Raw genomic sequence first — 16428 nt, 5'->3', positions numbered from 1 at the left:
ATTTAGCAGAGATTTTGCCAAAGGGAATAAGCAACGGAGACTGCGAAGCTAGGTACTTTTATGCTATAATGACAAAGTTAGTATTATCCGAACTGGAGGAACTATAATGGACGGCATTTTACCGTTATGGAAAGAACGTGGCATGACAAGTCATGACTGCGTATTTAAATTGAGAAAAATTTTACATACCAAAAAAATTGGTCATGGTGGTACGTTAGATCCAGATGTCGAAGGGGTCTTACCCATCTGCGTTGGCAAAGGAACGAAAGTGATCGAATACATGGTAGATTCTGGCAAAACCTATGAAGGTGAAATTACACTTGGATTTGCTACGACAACCGAAGATGTTAGTGGTGAAATTGTTGAAAAAAAACCAGTTACAACACCTCTGCCAACTGAACAAATTGATCAAGCAATGGCCGAAATGACAGGTGAAATCACACAAATCCCACCGATGTTTTCTGCGGTGAAAGTCAATGGTAAACGTTTATATGAATATGCGCGGAATGGGGAAGAAGTTGAACGGCCCCAACGAAAAGCAATGATTTATTCATTTGAACGCACTAGTGAACCAATTTTTAATGAATCCGCTCAAACACAAAGTTGGCGGTTTAAAGTGGTCTGTGGCAAAGGAACCTATGTGCGGACACTATCCGTGGATACTGGCAAAAAATTAGGCTATCCTGCCCATATGTCGGATTTAACGAGAACGGCAAGTGGCGGTTTGCAAGCTGCGCAATGCTTAACGTTAGAAGAAGTAGCCAAACAAATGGCTGCTGAAACAATCGATCAATGCCTGTTGCCCATTGAGACAGCAGTAGAACAATTCCCACGAATTGATTTATCAGATGAATTGTATCAAAAAGTAAAAAATGGCATGCGTTTGCACAAAAAAGAACTAGGAATAAAGGCAATGCCAGAATCCTTAGTTGCCTTATTTTACCAAAATCAAGTGGTTAGTTTATACATGCCACACCCAACGCATGATAAATTATTGAAACCAAGTAAAGTTCTACGGAACAATTAAATAAAAAAGAAGGAAGTTTTTGCACATGCAAGTTATTCAACTACATCATCCCTATGAACCCACTCAAATTCCTAATGAAGAAGTCGTGATGGTCCTAGGCTTTTTTGACGGTGTTCACAAAGGCCACCAAAAAGTAATTGAAACAGGCAAAAAGATTGCTGAGGAAAAAGGCTTGAAGTTAGCTGTGATGACCTTCAACCAACACCCATCAATCGTTTTTCAAAAAGTTTTACCAGAAAATATGAAATATTTAACTAGCTTGGAACAAAAAGAACGCCTAATGGCCAACTTGGGCGTTGATATTTTATATATTGTCGAATTTACTTCAGCGTTTGCTCAATTAAAACCGCAAGATTTTGTCGATCAGTATATCGTTAATTTAAATAGTGCAGTGGCAGTCTCTGGGTTTGATTATACGTATGGTCCTAAAGAAATCGCTGGAGTCAAACAGTTACCAACTTATGCGCAAGGCCGTTTTGAAGTGGTGACAGTACCAAAAGAAGAAATGACTGGTGCCAAAATTAGCTCAACAAGAATTCGCGAAAAAATGGAAGCCGGCGAAATGGAGGAGGTCACGGAGTTGTTAGGATATATTTATGAAACAGAAGGAACAGTTGTCCATGGCGATGCTCGTGGCCGTTTATTGGGTTTCCCGACCGCTAATGTCAAAGTGAAAAGCACCGTGCGCTTACCAAGAATTGGCGTCTATGCTGTGCAAATCGAAGTTGGTGGCAAATGGTATGTCGGCATGGGCTCAATTGGTCATAATGACACCTTTGGAGAAGGACGCGATCTAACCGTGGAAGTCTATATTTTGGACTTCCATCAAGACATCTATGGTGAGCAAGTGGTGGTTCGTTGGAATCATTATTTACGTGACCAAGTGAAATTCAATGGGGCTGAAGCCTTGATCGACCAATTAAAACAAGATGAACGAGATACGGCTGACTATTTCCAACAATCTGAGGACAAATAATGAAGATTCGTCAAGAAAAACCTGCAGAGTATCAAGCTGTAGAGCGTTTAACGTATCAAGCGTTCAAGGAATTAAACTTGACCGAAAACTGGCGTCCCACAGAGCATTTTATCGTGCATTTATTAAGAGAAAGTGCCGACTTTATTCCGGAGTTGTCCTTAGTTTCAGAAACTGATCAAGGAAAATTAACGGGTCATATTATGTCTTCAAAAGCCAAACTACGATTACCTGATCATACAGAGAAGGCTGTTTTGACCGTTGGTCCGCTAAGTGTCCATCCAGAAGCACAGAACACGGGCGTAGGCTCAGCGTTAATTAAGCATTCTGTGCAGAAGGCCAAAGAATTAGGCGTCGGCGGATTGATTATCCTGGGCCATCCAACTTACTATACGAAGTTTGGTTTTGTTCCAGCGACTACTTTTCAGATTACGTTACCGGAAAAAGAAACATCAGAAGCATTATTGGCTTTGGAATTACTGCCAGGTTATTTTGGCACAAGTGGTGGGGAGTGGCATTTTTCAACATGCTTTGCTTATCCAGAAACACACCCTGCAGAATTAGAAGCCTTTGAAGCAGAACTCGGAATAAATGAATAAAGAATAATAAGACACGACAACCACTAGTTAAGTACTGGTAGTTGTCGTGTCTTTACTACTTTTTACTACAAAGTAGTTGACAGAACCGGTACTCAGTATTATTATGTAGTGGTACATAGTAATAAAGAGTAGTTCAGGGAGGAAAAGCAGTGAAGCAGACAGAGTTGCTAAAAGGCATTTTAGAAGGTTTAGTTTTAGCCATCATCCAAAGGAAAGAAACATATGGTTATGAAATTACAAAAATTTTAAATGACCAAGGGTTTACTGAAATTGTTGAAGGAACCATTTATACGATTTTACTGCGTTTAGAAAAAAATCAATGGGTTATAGCTGAAAAAAAGCCTTCAGAAAAAGGGCCAATGCGGAAGTTCTATCGCTTAACCTCATCAGGAGAAGCAGAACTCGCTGATTTTTGGCAGCGGTGGACGTTGCTTTCAAAACAAGTAAACAAGATGAAAAAAATGGAGGGATAGAGCATGTCAAATTTTAAAGCGTTGATCAAAAAAGTTGTTGGGGATAAAAAAGAGTACAAAGAATATAAACGACGTATTGCAGCATTACCAGCAGAGTATCGACAAGTATTTCAAGAAATTGAAAAATATGCATGGCATTTTTCAGATCATAGCGGAGCCAATATGTTCAATGCGTTGACTGATTTACTTGATTTGTTTGAAGAAGGAGCTGCTAACGGAACACCTATCAAAAATATTACGGGAGAAAAAGTAGGCGATTTTGCTGAAACAATTGTCAATGAAGTCGCTGGCAAATGGACCGATAAACAGAAAGAAAAACTGAATCATCAATTTTCTAAACAATAGTCAAAACAAAAAAGGAGAATAAACATGGTTGAAAATTTTTTTAAAGAAGGAAAGTTGCTGGTTATTCCCAAGAAAAATGCGAAAAAAGTCCAAGTGTTTCAACGTGTGGCCAACCAATTTGAATTTGGGAAAGAATATACGGAAAAAGAAGTCAATCAGCGACTTAGAGAAATCTATGAAGATTATGCACTTTTGAGACGGTATTTAGTAGATTATCAGTATTTAGAAAGAGATAAGTTTGGAAAAATTTATCAGAAATGTGAGCAACACACAAAAATTATATAAATGTCTTTTTTTAAAAGTAGTGAAACTAGGTGAAATGAACCAAGTCTAGCTACTTTTTGTTATGTAAGCTTAGTAATAGTTCTATAAAAAACTCTCTATTTGTTTTCTAACTCAGACTGGTAAGATTGATTTAATTAGAAAAAGATAGAGGTGAGAGAATGAATCTACGTACTTTAGGTCTAACAAAAATTCTTTTGACCTTTATTATATTAAGTATTATTGGCGCGTTAATGATTTATAGCGCCAGTAGCTATGACTTGTTGATGCAAGGCGTGAAGCCCACTGCTGTGTTTATTAAACAAGGCATTATTATGTGTCTCAGCTGGGTGCTAATGTTCGTGATTTACAAAGTTCGACTAGAAGTGTTATTTAATAAAAAAATTGCGATTGGACTGCTTTTAGTTTCGGTACTATTACTGTTAATGGTTCGACTACCTTTTTTTGGTGTAGCAGCGAATGGCGCACAACGTTGGATTTCTCTCTTTGGAATCCAATTTCAGCCATCAGAACTTTGTAATTTTGCGATTATTTATTACTTGAGCTGTTATTTAGGTGAAAAAGAAAATGGCTTGACAACGAAGCAGTTAAGGAAACAATGGCTGTTTGTTTTGGTCGTTGCATTTTTAGTTTTAATTCAACCCAAAGTTGGCGGGGCCATTCTTATTTTAGTTATTGGCAGTGTCTTAATTTTCTCAGCAAGTATTCATGCAAAATTTAGTGTAATTGCTGCGGGGATTGTCGTTGCTAGCGCGGCGCTTCTTTCTAAAATAATTATTTTTCTAGGCGATCACCGCTACTTACCACATTTTTTTGCGCATGTGTATGACCGCTTAGTTGTTTTGAAAAATCCGTTTTTATCCTTTCATGATCGAGGATTTCAGCCTTCAATGGCCTATTTAGCAATGTATAACGGTGGGTTTTGGGGCACTGGATTAGCCAATGGTATGGTAAAAAAAGGTGGCTTGCCAGAAGGTCAAACCGATTTTATTTTTGCGGTGATTGTGGAAGAACTTGGTTTGATTGGCGGCTTACTATTACTATTTCTTTTGTTATTTTTAGCGGCCTCGATTTTGCGAAGTAGTTGTGTAATAAAGAATCATTGTTACGGCTTGTTTTTGTTAGGGGTCGGGACCTTGATTTTAGCTCAAACGGCGATTAACATTGGTGGCGTTTTGGGTTTGATTCCAATGACGGGAATTCCTTTACCGTTTGTTAGTTACGGTGGGACAAGTTATTTAATCTTTTCAGTGGCATTAGGAATCGTCATTAAAATTATTGCAAACGAAAGGCGGCAGTTAAATGGTCAATACAAAAAAATTCAACTTACATCTTAATTATGATTTATTATTGCCCATTTTTTTACTCACACTTTTATCTTCTGGTGTGCAATATTGGATTGCCGTTAATGAAGGAAAAGATGGAACTGTGCCAGCATTAAAACAACTTTTCTTTATTTTTGTTGGCTATGCAGGCATGTTTTTAGCTAGTCGGCTGTCACAGAAATTTATTTGGAAAGTAGCTCCTTTTTTCTATGGGTTTTCATTAATCTTAATGAGTGCTTTGTATTTTTCCTATGACAAAGGAATGTATTTATTGACGGGCACAAAGCGCTGGTTAGATTTAGGGTTTATTAAATTTCAGCCATCAGAAATTGCGAAAATTGCGTTTATTTTAATGTTGGCAAAAATTATTGTCCAACATGAGCAACAAGACTGGTCTGATAAATGGCGTTCAGACAAGCAACTTCTAAAAAAAATCGTTGCGGTTAGTGTCCCTGTTTTTTTCTTGATGGCGGTACAAAAAGATTTTGGGACATCCCTTGTTTTCGTAACGATTATTCTATCTCTTTTAGTTATTTCAGGAATTGATCGCAAAATTTTAATCATTATTTTCAGTGCTTTAGCAACGTTAGGCGTGGTCTTGATTCTGTTAGTCTTTACAGAGTGGGGGCACAAAGTACTCTTCTTTTTACATTTTAAACAATATCAATTGGATCGAATTTTAGCATGGATTCATCCCTATGATTATGTCGATAAAATCTCCTATCAACAAGTACAAGGCTTATTGGCAATTGGTTCGGGTGGTTTATTTGGCAAGGGTGTGCATGGGATTGAAGTGTATGTTCCTGTTCGTGAGTCTGATATGGTTTTTACTTTTATCGGGGAAGCCTGGGGCTTTGTGGGCAGTGCCACTGTTGTTTTTCTCTATTTTTACTTGTTTTATCAAGTTTTAGTAGCTGGCTTGCGGAGCAATTCGCGTTTTTGTATGTACATCTGTGTCGCCCTCATTTTTTCGCTGGTTTTTCAAACGGTGGAGAATATCGGTGCGGTGATTGGACTGTTGCCGTTAAAAGGTATTCCGCTTCCGTTTTTAAGTCAAGGAGGCACTTCGTTAGTGATGGCTATCACTTCTTTAGGATTTGTCAAAGGAAGAGAAGCCGCTACCTGAAAACACAAATAAAAACCAAGACTGGAACTCGCTTGCCGACAAGCTCTAGTCTTGGTTTTTACTATTGAAATTGTTTTTGGCATTCAGCCAAAAGTTGTTGAAGTTGTCGACTCATGTAACGTTCTTTTAAATAATAAACTGCCATGTTTCGTTTAGGTAGTTCTTGGTAAGTCAGTGTATGGATCGAATTGTCTAAAAGTTGAATATTTGTGTATTCGGGGACAATAGCGAAACTATCGGAATGAGACACCAAGTGAGTAATAAGTGAAAGAGTATCCACTTGAATGACTTTCTCTGGAGAAAAATTAGAAAACGTAGTATCTAGCCAATTGGTTAATTTGTTTTGCTCGGAAAATTCGGTATTTAAACGGACGAAGGGGTACATTGTTAGTTCTTTTAAAATTTCTTCCGTCGTGGCTTTGGCCAAAGCTGGATGATCATTTCTTAAAATGAATTGATAATTTGCTGTAAATAAATCAATTTTACCAATATGTTCAGGTAATGGTAAGTCAGCAAAGGAAATACCAAAATCTGCATCCATTGTTTCCAAGGATTGAAGAATATTTTCTGTAATAATAGTATGGACTTGTAAGTTGGATGAACGATCCGTTAATGTTGTCATTAGTAAGTCATTCAATTTATATTCTAAATCACAGAGATAAGTGGCTACATAAATATGGTTGGAAGAATGATTAATTTCTTTTAGCTCTTCTTCAATTGAGACCAACTCATTGGTGATGCGCCAACAATATTTTTCTAAAATTAATCCAGCCGGTGTTAAGGTGGTAGTTTGACCTTGGCGATTAAAAAGTTCAGCGCCTAACGTTGCTTCAAGAATTTTTATTTGCTTACTTAATGCAGCTTGAGAAATTGCTAAATTTTCGGCTGCTTTAGTAAATTGTTTCACTTTGCATAACTCTAAAAAATAATGTAAACGAAATAGTTCCATGGGAATTCCTCCTTTTTCTATTCCTAGAATAAATAACGTAATTGTTCAAATAAATAACGGTGTGCTTCACAATGTCCGTGATGATTATTCTGAACTAAATAGATGGCTCGTTCTGGACTATCTTCCAGAGGAATACCAACTAAGTTACGTCTGTTTAGTTCATCAGTGAGTGAATAGGGAAGGATGCTACAGGCTTTTTCTCGTTGGACCATGTCTAAGACTAAATGAAGAGAAGGAAGTTCGATGACGATTTGCCGATTTTCCCAATTGATTTTACGTTCCCAACGTTTAAACACTTTTTTTTCATATACTTGATCGGAATATGCAGCAAAAGGTAAAGAACGAATTTCGTCAATCGTCACGCTATCGGCATGGGCTAAAGGATGATTTTTATTGACACAAAGGAGATAGCTTTCTGTATAAATTAATTCTTTCTCTAATGGAATCGAGGTATCCAAAAATATCCCAATCCCAATGTCAATTAAATCTGTTTCCAAGGCTGTTTCAAGATCGTAATAATACTTAAAATCAATACTTACATACGGATAGGATTGATTAAATAACAACAAGACTTCTCCAAATGCTTTATCTATATCAATTAAGTTTGTTCCAATCCGAATGGTCGTTGTCGATCCTTGGGTCACTAATTCATTAATCTCTTCTTGCGCTTCCTTAATGAGTGCAAAAATCATTTCTGTTCGCTTGGCGACGACTTCGCCTGCTGGAGAAAGCCGACAATGTTTCTTGTCTCTTAAAATTAATGAAGCACCTAATTCACGTTCCAACTCCTTGAGCTGGGTACTTAAATAAGGTTGACTCGTATGGAGCTTTTGAGAAGCTAAAGTAAAACTCGCATACTTTGAAACTGCCATAAAATATTCTAGTTGTTGTAATTTCATTTTCCTCACCGCCGTTTCTTTAACTATACAAAAAATAGCAGAAGAAAAGCTTCTCGACAAGGCTATCTGACGGTCTTTAGATTAATTTAACCAGTTATGATTCTATGAATAAATACGAATCATACCAGAAAACCATAGTAAATAAGCGGATTATTTTTCTTTTTGTTACTGAATGGACAAAAAGTTATCTACTAAAAACTTTTTCTATATCGTTATTTTTTCATGGAAGAATTATACTTGCTGTTGTAATTAAATAAGATTTGTTAGGTGAGGCTCCTATACAAACATAGGCTACTGCCCAAAAATGTCGAGAGACGCCAATGGGTAGAACAGGAACTGTCGAATGAAGGCTTTTCTTAAGGTAGCTAAAAGCAATCGCTTTTTACGTTGTATAGTGCTAAAGCTCAACGATAAGAACGATTATTCTTTGACACGTTGAGTTTTTCAGCGTGTCTTTTTTTGTGGAAAGGGTGAGGAAAATGGAAGATGAACCGATCGTCAATTCAAGTCAACAACAGATAAATGAGGTGAAAGAAAATGGAAAAGAAAATGCGTCACTTGGGCCATGACTATAGTTACAAAAAGTTTGCCCATTCAGAAGTAGAAAAAGTTTTACAACGTTTCGGCTCAACTTGGGATGGCATTAAACACCAAGATATTGAGGAATTACAAGAACGTTATGGCCGCAATAAAATTATGAATGAAAAAAAAGCTTCACGGCTGCGACTTTTTATAAAATCGTATATCACGCCGTTTACTTTGGTGTTACTAGCACTAGCCACGATTTCATTTTTTACAGAATATGTCTATGCTGCGCCAGAGGAAAAAGATGTGACTGGCGTGTTAATTATGTTAGCGATGGTCATCTTAAGCGGCACGATGAGTTTTGTACAATCAGTCAAATCAAGCAATGCAGTTGAAAAATTACAAAATATGATTAAAGTTACAGCGACAGTCATTCGTGACAAGAAGCAAATGGAAATTCCTATTGAGGAAGTTGTGTGTGGCGACTTAGTCCAACTATCCGCTGGCGATATGATTCCAGCCGATTTACGTTTAATCCAATCTAAGGACTTATTTGTTTCCCAATCATCCTTGACTGGAGAGAGTTTTCCCATTGAAAAACACGCGACTCATCAAAAAGATAGTGATCAAATTGATACAGAATACGACAATCTTTTGTTTTTAGGAACAAATGTAATTAGTGGCACTGGTTTGGGCATTGTCATTAAAGTTGGTAATCAAACTTTATTCGGAAGGATGGCTTCTGATAACGGAGAAGAGCAGCAGCAGACGAGTTTTGAAACAGGAATTAATAAAACAACGTGGGTGCTGATTCGCTTTATGTTGGTCATTACGCCAACTGTTTTTCTAATTAATGGGTTAACAAAAGGCGATTGGGTGGAAGCATTAATGTTCGCGATTGCCACAGCTGTCGGCTTGACACCAGAAATGTTACCTATGATTGTAACAACCAATTTAGTCAAAGGTTCTCGAGAAATGGCTAAAGAAGGCACGATTATGAAAAATGTCAATGCCATTCAAAATTTTGGCGGGATGGATGTACTTTGTACGGATAAAACAGGTACCTTAACACAAGATAAAGTAATTTTAGAATACCACTATAATATTGGTTGCCAAGAAGATCAAAAAGTCTTGGATTTAGCATTTCTAAACAGTTATTTTCAAACAGGTTTGCGTAATTTAATGGATAACGCCGTTATTCAAGCGGCGACACAAGAAAGTGATATACAATCAGATGATTTTTATAAAGTAGATGAAATTCCTTTCGATTTCAATCGACGTCGAATGAGTGTGATTATCAAAGAGTTTAAAACGCGAGAAACACGTCTAATTACCAAAGGGGCGGTTGAAGAAATGCTCTTGGTCTGCACACAGGTACTTTTAAATGGCGAAATTGTGCCCTTAACAGAGACGCTGCGTCAAAAAATTACCAAAGACGTTGAAGCTTTAAATCAAGATGGTTTGCGCGTTCTAGCAATTGCCGATAAAAAAGTCGAAGCGGCTGAATGGGAGTATACAACTAAAGATGAATCAGAGTTGATTTTACAAGGTTATCTTGCCTTCTTGGATCCGCCAAAAGAAACAGCAGCGGCAGCTATTCACGCCTTGCATCAACATAATGTAGCTGTGAAAGTATTAACGGGGGATAATCAGTATGTGACGCATTCTGTTTGTAAAGAAGTTGGTCTGGCTGGCGAAAAAATTATTACAGGAAATGAACTTCAACAATTAAACCAAGAAGAATTAAGAAAAACCGTTCAAGCGTATAATATTTTCGCCAAAATTACGCCTGACCAAAAAGTTCGTATTGTAAATGCGTTAACTGAAAATGGTCAAACTGTTGGCTTTTTAGGTGATGGAATAAATGATGCTGGAGCAATGCGCGCTGCTGATGTGGGAATCTCTGTTGATACAGCTGTCGATGTAGCGAAAGAATCAGCGGATGTAATTTTATTGAGAAAAGATTTAATGGTTTTGGAAAAAGGAATTTTATCTGGACGGCGCGTGTTTACGAACACGATGAAGTACGTCAAATTAACAGCAAGTTCTAATTTTGGCAATGTGTTTTCCGTGATCCCAGCAAGTATCTTTTTACCATTTTTACCGATTGCTCCGATTCAATCGCTATTATTAAATCTAATTTACGATACTTCGTGTATGTCAGTTCCTTGGGACAAAGTAGATGAAGAATACGTAGAAAAACCAAAAAAATGGGAACCAAAATCAATTGGTAATTTTATGCGTTGGTTTGGCCCAACGAGTTCTATTTTTGATATTGTTACCTATTTATTTATGTATTTCATTGTGTGTCCGGCTATCCTAGGTGGCTCATTCTTTGAATTAAATGGAGCAGATCAATTGCTCTTTATCGGTATTTTCCATGCAGGGTGGTTCATTGAGTCCTTATGGTCCCAAATGCTCGTCTTGCATTTCCTACGAACAGAAAAAATGCCTTTCCTTCAAAGTAGTGCTTCTGGAATTATGACGTTAGTCACTACAGCAGGGATTGTCCTCGGAACTGTTTTACCCTTTACCGCTTTCGGTGCAGAACTAGGATTTGTCGGTTTATCACCAAGCTATTTCTTGTATTTAATCCCGACAATTGTTGCTTATTTGACACTGGTTGCGTTCATTAAAGTTTTATACGTCAAACGTTACGGTCAATTACTGTAACTGATTTGTACTATTATATATAGAAAAATTTTTTTACTTTTCTTTCAAGGTTGAGGAGGTGTCGGTTTTTATGACAGCTCCTCGTTGTTGTTTTAAGTGACTGTGCGAATTTTTTTATGGATTTATTTGTCATTTACAGTTAGTATGGCTAGTAGAGACTTTCCAAAAAGAACGAGCTTTTTGGTAATAAGGAGATAAAACGAGCTAATGACCAAAACAAACCAACTTTCAACTTCAACGCCGATGTTCGATCGGTCGGCCTATATTCATATTCCATTTTGTGAGCATATTTGTTATTATTGCGATTTTAACAAGGTCTTTTTAGAAGGACAACCAGTTGATGAATATATTCAGAGTTTATTAAAAGAAATTCAACTTACGCAAGCATTGTATCCAGAACAAGAAATGAAAACCATCTATATTGGCGGAGGCACGCCAACTTCATTATCAGCGAAACAGTTAGATGTGCTACTAAAAGGGGTTCGCGAACAGCTAACGTTTGATGACCGAAATGAATTTACGGTGGAAGCAAACCCTGGTGATTTAACCCAAGAAAAATTACAAGTCATGAAAAACTATGGCGTCAATCGTCTTTCGATGGGCGTTCAGACATTTGATGATCGCTTGCTCAAAAAAATCGGTCGCAAGCACACCGCCGCAGATGTTTATGAAACAATGAAATTTTTAGAAAAAGAAAATTTTACCAATGTCAGTATTGACTTAATCTATGCTTTACCTGGACAAACATTGGAAAGTTTTCGCGATACTTTGACAAGAGCCTTAGCATTGGACTTGCCACACTATTCGCTTTATTCATTAATTCTTGAAAATAAAACAATGTTCATGAACTGGGTTCGTCAAGGACGGTTACAGCTGCCTGAAGAAGAAATCGAAGCACAAATGTTTGACGAAACGATTGAAGCAATGGAGAAAAAAGGACGTCACCAATATGAAGTCAGTAATTTTGCTTTAACAGGAAAAGAAAGCCAGCATAATCTGGCTTATTGGAATAATGACCACTACTATGGATTTGGCGCAGGTGCCAGCGGCTATCTTGGGCAAACTCGTTACAAAAATCATGGCCCAATCCAACATTATTTGAAACCCTTGCGAGAAAATCAATTGCCAATTGTGGAGACTGAAGAATTAACTCGTCTAAATCAAATAGAAGAAGAGCTATTTTTAGGCTTACGTAAAAAAGTAGGCATTTCTAAACAAAAATTCCAACAAAAATTTCATGAACCAATTGAAGCAATTTATGGAGAGGTCATTCAACGCTTAATCAAAGAAGAATTATTAATTGAAGAAGCAGATATCTTACGTTTAACGAAAAAAGGACTATTTGTGGGAAATAATGTTTTTGAAGCATTTTTGTTAAGTGAAAAAGAGTAAAAAAATAAAAAAATCATCGAAGTGTGACAAAGCATTTCGATGATTTTTTTATTACAAAAGTTGGTATTGATGGTTTTTTAAGGTGATTTGCAGCGATTAGCACTCTTGTGTGAAGAGTGCTAAAAAGTTGCGTATTTCCCTTGACAAAAAGGTAAGGACTTGTTATATTAGTATATGTAGTTAGCACTTAGATGTTAAGAGTGCTAATGAAGGGTGGTAATAACGATGATTACAGAAAGACAACAAAATATCTTGAGACTTATCATCCAAAATTACACGAACACGGGCTTACCTGTCGGTTCTAAGAAATTGATGGAGGATGGCATTGCCTCTAGTTCTGCTACAATTCGTAATGATATGAAAGCATTAGAAGAATACGGCTTATTAGCTAAGACCCATTCTTCTTCAGGGCGAATCCCCTCAATGGCTGGTTATCGTTACTACGTGGATCATCTTTTACAGCCAACACAAGTAGAAGAGAACGAACTTAGAAGAATCCGTCAATCTTTTGGAAAAGAATTTCATGAGATTAATGATATTATTCGACAATCAGCTGAAATTCTATCAGAATTGACAAGTTATACTGCTTTTTCATTAGGACCTGAAGTGAAAGAACGGAAATTAACCGGCTTTCGAATGGTTCCTTTGAATGATCGGCAAGTCCTTGCTATTATAGTGACAGATAAAGGCAATGTTGAAAACCAAGTATTTGCCATTCCTGCCGCTGTTTCTAGCCAAGATCTTGAAAAAATGACACAAATCATCAATGATAAGTTGGTTGGACAACCTTTGTTGACCGTTTATCATCGTTTGCGGACGGAGATTCCGATGATTTTACATCGCTATTTCCAAACGCCAGAAGGAATGATGAACTTATTCGATGAGATGTTAGGACATGCCTTTGAAGAAAAAGTCTTTGTCGGTGGTCGCATGAATTTGTTAGATTTTGGCATCAAACAAGATATTGAACAATTGAAATCTGTCTATTCCTTTATGCAAAATTCTGATGAGCTGACGCATTTATTAAATGGTTCTGCAACAACAGAAAATCCAATTGTTTTTCGTATCGGCTCAGAAATTGGCAACAATCTCTTAGAAGATATGAGCATGATCACTGCTACGTATGAAGTATCAGGACATGGCAAAGGAACAATTGCCCTGCTAGGACCAACCAGTATGCCGTATTCAAAAATATTCGGTTTGGTAGACACGTTTCGACATGAGCTAGCTTCACAACTAGGTGACTATTACCGTTTTTTAGGTAATTAAGCAAACCTTGTTAGGATAAGAAGTAGATGCATAAAGAGAAAGGAAGTTGCTGAAGTGAGTAAAAAAGAAGAGAAGCAAGAAGAATTACAAGAAGAAATGGAAGCTGTTGATGCTGCTGGCGTTTCTGAAGTAGAAGTTGAAGCAACAGAGATTGAAAATCTTAAAGCAGAGCTTTCCGAAATGGAAGACAAGTTCTTGCGGGCAAGAGCCGAAATTGCTAATATGAGCAATCGAAATAAAAACGAACGAGAATTATTAGTTCGTTACCGCTCACAAGATTTAGGTAAAAAGATTTTACCATCTATTGATAATTTAGAACGAGCAATGGCTATTGAAGTATCAGATGAACAAGGCGAAAGCTTGAAAAAAGGTATTTCGATGGTGCTAGAAAGTATTACTGTGGCTTTAAAAGAAGAAGGAATTGAAGAAATCCCAGCAATGGGTGAAACCTTTGATCCAAATTTACATCAAGCCGTTCAAACAGTCCCTGCTTCTGAAGAAACCCCAGCAGATACCATTGTTGAAGTTCTACAAAAAGGGTACAAATTACAAGATCGTGTGTTACGACCATCCATGGTCATTGTTGCACAATAACAAACGTTAATTAAAAATATATTATTATAGAAAACTAATACAGATTGGAGATATTCACTATGAGTAAAATTATTGGTATTGACTTAGGAACAACAAACTCAGCTGTCGCAGTACTAGAAGGCGGCGAAGCAAAAATTATTGCAAACCCAGAAGGTAACCGCACAACTCCTTCGGTCGTTTCATTCAAAAACGGCGAAATTCAAGTGGGCGAAGTAGCAAAACGTCAAGCTGTTACAAATCCTAACACGATTTCATCTATTAAACGTCACATGGGTGAAGCTGGCTACAAAGTTGATGTTGAAGGAAAATCATATACACCACAAGAAGTTTCTGCAATGATCTTACAATATTTAAAAGGTTTTGCTGAAGACTATTTAGGTGAAAAAGTTGAAAAAGCAGTTATTACAGTTCCTGCATATTTCAACGATGCGCAACGTCAAGCAACAAAAGATGCTGGTAAAATTGCTGGTTTAGAAGTAGAACGGATCGTTAACGAACCAACAGCAGCAGCTTTAGCTTATGGCTTAGATAAAACAGACAAAGATGAAAAAATTCTTGTCTTTGACCTTGGTGGTGGTACATTCGACGTGTCAATCCTTGAATTAGGCGATGGCGTTTTCGATGTATTATCAACAGCCGGTGATAACAACCTAGGTGGGGATGACTTTGATAATAAAATCATTGACTACATGGTTGCAGAATTTAAAAAAGAAAATGGCATTGACTTAGCTAACGATAAAATGGCATTACAACGTTTGAAAGATGCTGCTGAAAAAGCGAAAAAAGACTTATCAGGTGTAACAAGCACACAAATCAGCTTGCCATTTATTACTGCTGGCGAAGCAGGACCATTGCACTTAGAAATGAACTTAACTCGTGCAAAATTTGATGAATTAACAAGTGATTTAGTTGAACGTACAAAAGTACCAGTACGTCAAGCCTTGAAAGATGCTGGATTAAATCCTTCTGAAATCGACGAAGTTATCCTAGTTGGTGGTTCAACACGTATTCCAGCTGTAGTTGAAGCTGTTCGCAAAGAAACAAACAAAGAACCAAACAAATCAGTTAACCCTGACGAAGTAGTAGCAATGGGTGCTGCAATCCAAGGTGGCGTAATCACTGGTGATGTTAAAGACGTTGTCTTATTAGACGTAACACCGTTGTCATTAGGGATTGAAACTATGGGTGGCGTATTTACAAAATTAATTGATCGTAACACTACGATTCCAACAAGTAAATCACAAGTCTTCTCAACTGCTGCTGACAATCAACCAGCTGTTGATATTCACGTTTTACAAGGTGAACGTCCAATGGCCGCTGATAATAAAACATTAGGTCGTTTCCAATTAACAGATATTCCTGCGGCTCCTCGTGGTGTGCCACAAATTGAAGTAAGCTTTGACATTGATAAAAACGGGATTGTAAATGTTCGTGCGAAAGACTTAGGCACTCAAAAAGAACAAACAATCACGATTAAATCTTCTTCAGGTTTATCTGATGATGAAATCGAACGTATGGTGAAAGATGCTGAAGCAAACGCTGAAGCAGATAAACAACGTAAAGAAGAAGTTGACTTACGTAACGATGCAGATGCTTTATTATTCACTGTTGATAAAACATTGAAAGAATTAGAAGGCAAAGTAGACGCTGAAGAAGTGAAAAAAGCAGAAGATGCGCGTGATGAATTAAAAGCAGCCATCGAAGCAAACGATATCGAACAAATGAAAGCAAAACGTGATTCATTGAATGAAATCGTCCAAAACTTAACAGTAAAACTTTACGAACAAGCTGCGCAACAACAAGCACAAGAAAATCCTGAAGCTGCTCAAGGTGGCGCTGATGATGTTGTTGATGCTGATTTTGAAGAAGTAAATGGTGATGACAAATAATCAATAACAATTGATTTTAGGGACTGGATCATTAGTACAATGACTAATGTCCCAGTCCCTTGTCTTTTGTGAGAAAATCAACCACAAT

At 37.3% G+C, this 16428-nt stretch carries 15 protein-coding genes and 1 riboswitch; of the genes, 13 read left to right on the top strand and 2 right to left on the bottom strand.

From position 1 onward, the window contains the following. Nucleotides 1–106: 106 nt before the first annotated feature. The 8 genes from truB (at nucleotide 107) to IGK86_RS08965 (ending at nucleotide 6150) form a co-directional block, all read left to right on the top strand. Nucleotides 107–1027: a tRNA pseudouridine(55) synthase TruB gene (truB, locus tag IGK86_RS09000; RefSeq protein WP_010713466.1), complete on the top strand. Its 921-nt coding sequence runs from the start codon at nucleotides 107–109 to the stop codon at nucleotides 1025–1027. A 25-nt stretch (nucleotides 1028–1052) separates the two neighbouring features. Further along, nucleotides 1053–2003 (top strand): riboflavin biosynthesis protein RibF, encoded by a 951-nt coding sequence (gene ribF, locus IGK86_RS08995; protein ID WP_010775786.1) that lies wholly within the window; start codon nucleotides 1053–1055, stop codon nucleotides 2001–2003. Next, complete coding sequence (locus IGK86_RS08990; RefSeq protein ID WP_002357838.1) at nucleotides 2003–2599, top strand: GNAT family N-acetyltransferase; 597 nt, start codon at nucleotides 2003–2005, stop codon at nucleotides 2597–2599. The genes ribF and IGK86_RS08990 overlap by 1 nt, the downstream gene beginning before the upstream one ends. 149 nt (nucleotides 2600–2748) lie before the next feature. Beyond that, nucleotides 2749–3072: a PadR family transcriptional regulator gene (locus IGK86_RS08985; protein WP_010775788.1), complete on the top strand. Its 324-nt coding sequence runs from the start codon at nucleotides 2749–2751 to the stop codon at nucleotides 3070–3072. A 3-nt stretch (nucleotides 3073–3075) separates the two neighbouring features. Then, the gene (locus IGK86_RS08980) at nucleotides 3076–3417 is read left to right on the top strand and encodes a DUF1048 domain-containing protein (protein WP_002357836.1); all 342 of its coding nucleotides are present in this window, start codon (nucleotides 3076–3078) and stop codon (nucleotides 3415–3417) included. A gap of 24 nt (nucleotides 3418–3441) precedes the next feature. Then, nucleotides 3442–3702 (top strand): DUF2087 domain-containing protein, encoded by a 261-nt coding sequence (locus IGK86_RS08975; RefSeq protein WP_002360471.1) that lies wholly within the window; start codon nucleotides 3442–3444, stop codon nucleotides 3700–3702. A 158-nt stretch (nucleotides 3703–3860) separates the two neighbouring features. Beyond that, nucleotides 3861–5036 carry an FtsW/RodA/SpoVE family cell cycle protein gene (locus IGK86_RS08970; protein ID WP_002357834.1) on the top strand — a complete coding sequence of 392 codons (1176 nt, stop codon included), beginning with the start codon at nucleotides 3861–3863 and terminating at the stop codon, nucleotides 5034–5036. Then, nucleotides 5002–6150, top strand: coding sequence for an FtsW/RodA/SpoVE family cell cycle protein (locus tag IGK86_RS08965; protein ID WP_002357833.1), 1149 nt, complete (start codon nucleotides 5002–5004; stop codon nucleotides 6148–6150). The genes IGK86_RS08970 and IGK86_RS08965 overlap by 35 nt, the downstream gene beginning before the upstream one ends. 61 nt (nucleotides 6151–6211) lie before the next feature. On the opposite strand, the gene IGK86_RS08960 is transcribed toward IGK86_RS08965, so the two are convergent. Beyond that, entirely contained in the window at nucleotides 6212–7099 is an 888-nt protein-coding gene (locus IGK86_RS08960; protein WP_002357832.1) for a LysR family transcriptional regulator, read from the bottom strand. A 23-nt stretch (nucleotides 7100–7122) separates the two neighbouring features. Continuing rightward, entirely contained in the window at nucleotides 7123–7998 is an 876-nt protein-coding gene (locus IGK86_RS08955) for a LysR family transcriptional regulator (protein ID WP_002382245.1), read from the bottom strand. A gap of 252 nt (nucleotides 7999–8250) precedes the next feature. After that, nucleotides 8251–8421, top strand: a riboswitch (M-box (ykoK) riboswitch). 114 nt (nucleotides 8422–8535) lie between these two features. Between IGK86_RS08955 and mgtA the strand changes: the two genes are divergently transcribed. The 5 genes from mgtA (at nucleotide 8536) to dnaK (ending at nucleotide 16340) form a co-directional block, all read left to right on the top strand. Continuing rightward, the gene (mgtA, locus tag IGK86_RS08950) at nucleotides 8536–11196 is read left to right on the top strand and encodes a magnesium-translocating P-type ATPase (protein WP_438742344.1); all 2661 of its coding nucleotides are present in this window, start codon (nucleotides 8536–8538) and stop codon (nucleotides 11194–11196) included. A 243-nt stretch (nucleotides 11197–11439) separates the two neighbouring features. After that, entirely contained in the window at nucleotides 11440–12588 is a 1149-nt protein-coding gene (gene hemW / locus IGK86_RS08945) for a radical SAM family heme chaperone HemW (RefSeq protein WP_002357829.1), read from the top strand. A 225-nt stretch (nucleotides 12589–12813) separates the two neighbouring features. Next, the gene (gene hrcA, locus IGK86_RS08940) at nucleotides 12814–13857 is read left to right on the top strand and encodes a heat-inducible transcriptional repressor HrcA (protein ID WP_002357828.1); all 1044 of its coding nucleotides are present in this window, start codon (nucleotides 12814–12816) and stop codon (nucleotides 13855–13857) included. 54 nt (nucleotides 13858–13911) lie between these two features. Then, a complete protein-coding gene (grpE, locus tag IGK86_RS08935) occupies nucleotides 13912–14451 on the top strand; it encodes a nucleotide exchange factor GrpE (RefSeq protein ID WP_002357827.1) in 540 nt (179 codons plus the stop codon). 59 nt (nucleotides 14452–14510) lie between these two features. Then, the gene (gene dnaK, locus IGK86_RS08930) at nucleotides 14511–16340 is read left to right on the top strand and encodes a molecular chaperone DnaK (protein WP_002357825.1); all 1830 of its coding nucleotides are present in this window, start codon (nucleotides 14511–14513) and stop codon (nucleotides 16338–16340) included. Nucleotides 16341–16428: the final 88 nt, after the last annotated feature.

The sequence above is a fragment of the Enterococcus sp. DIV1206 genome (genome assembly GCF_051712485.1).
Lineage (GTDB): Bacteria > Bacillota > Bacilli > Lactobacillales > Enterococcaceae > Enterococcus > Enterococcus faecalis.
The sequence above is the reverse complement of the archived record's forward strand: the minus strand, read 5'-3'. Positions and strand labels throughout refer to the sequence as shown.

Excerpts from the sequence above, each read along its gene's own strand:
- dnaK (WP_002357825.1), top strand. The coding sequence starts at position 14,511 with ATGAGTAAAATTATTGGTATTGACTTAGGAACAACAAACTCAGCTGTC.
- IGK86_RS08970 (WP_002357834.1), top strand. The coding sequence starts at position 3,861 with ATGAATCTACGTACTTTAGGTCTAACAAAAATTCTTTTGACCTTTATT.
- IGK86_RS08990 (WP_002357838.1), top strand. The coding sequence starts at position 2,003 with ATGAAGATTCGTCAAGAAAAACCTGCAGAGTATCAAGCTGTAGAGCGT.
- hemW (WP_002357829.1), top strand. The coding sequence starts at position 11,440 with ATGTTCGATCGGTCGGCCTATATTCATATTCCATTTTGTGAGCATATT.
- mgtA (WP_438742344.1), top strand. The coding sequence starts at position 8,536 with ATGGAAAAGAAAATGCGTCACTTGGGCCATGACTATAGTTACAAAAAG.
- IGK86_RS08980 (WP_002357836.1), top strand. The coding sequence starts at position 3,076 with ATGTCAAATTTTAAAGCGTTGATCAAAAAAGTTGTTGGGGATAAAAAA.
- IGK86_RS08955 (WP_002382245.1), bottom strand. The coding sequence starts at position 7,998 with ATGAAATTACAACAACTAGAATATTTTATGGCAGTTTCAAAGTATGCG.
- IGK86_RS08960 (WP_002357832.1), bottom strand. The coding sequence starts at position 7,099 with ATGGAACTATTTCGTTTACATTATTTTTTAGAGTTATGCAAAGTGAAA.
- IGK86_RS08975 (WP_002360471.1), top strand. The coding sequence starts at position 3,442 with ATGGTTGAAAATTTTTTTAAAGAAGGAAAGTTGCTGGTTATTCCCAAG.
- IGK86_RS08965 (WP_002357833.1), top strand. The coding sequence starts at position 5,002 with ATGGTCAATACAAAAAAATTCAACTTACATCTTAATTATGATTTATTA.
- hrcA (WP_002357828.1), top strand. The coding sequence starts at position 12,814 with ATGATTACAGAAAGACAACAAAATATCTTGAGACTTATCATCCAAAAT.
- ribF (WP_010775786.1), top strand. The coding sequence starts at position 1,053 with ATGCAAGTTATTCAACTACATCATCCCTATGAACCCACTCAAATTCCT.
- truB (WP_010713466.1), top strand. The coding sequence starts at position 107 with ATGGACGGCATTTTACCGTTATGGAAAGAACGTGGCATGACAAGTCAT.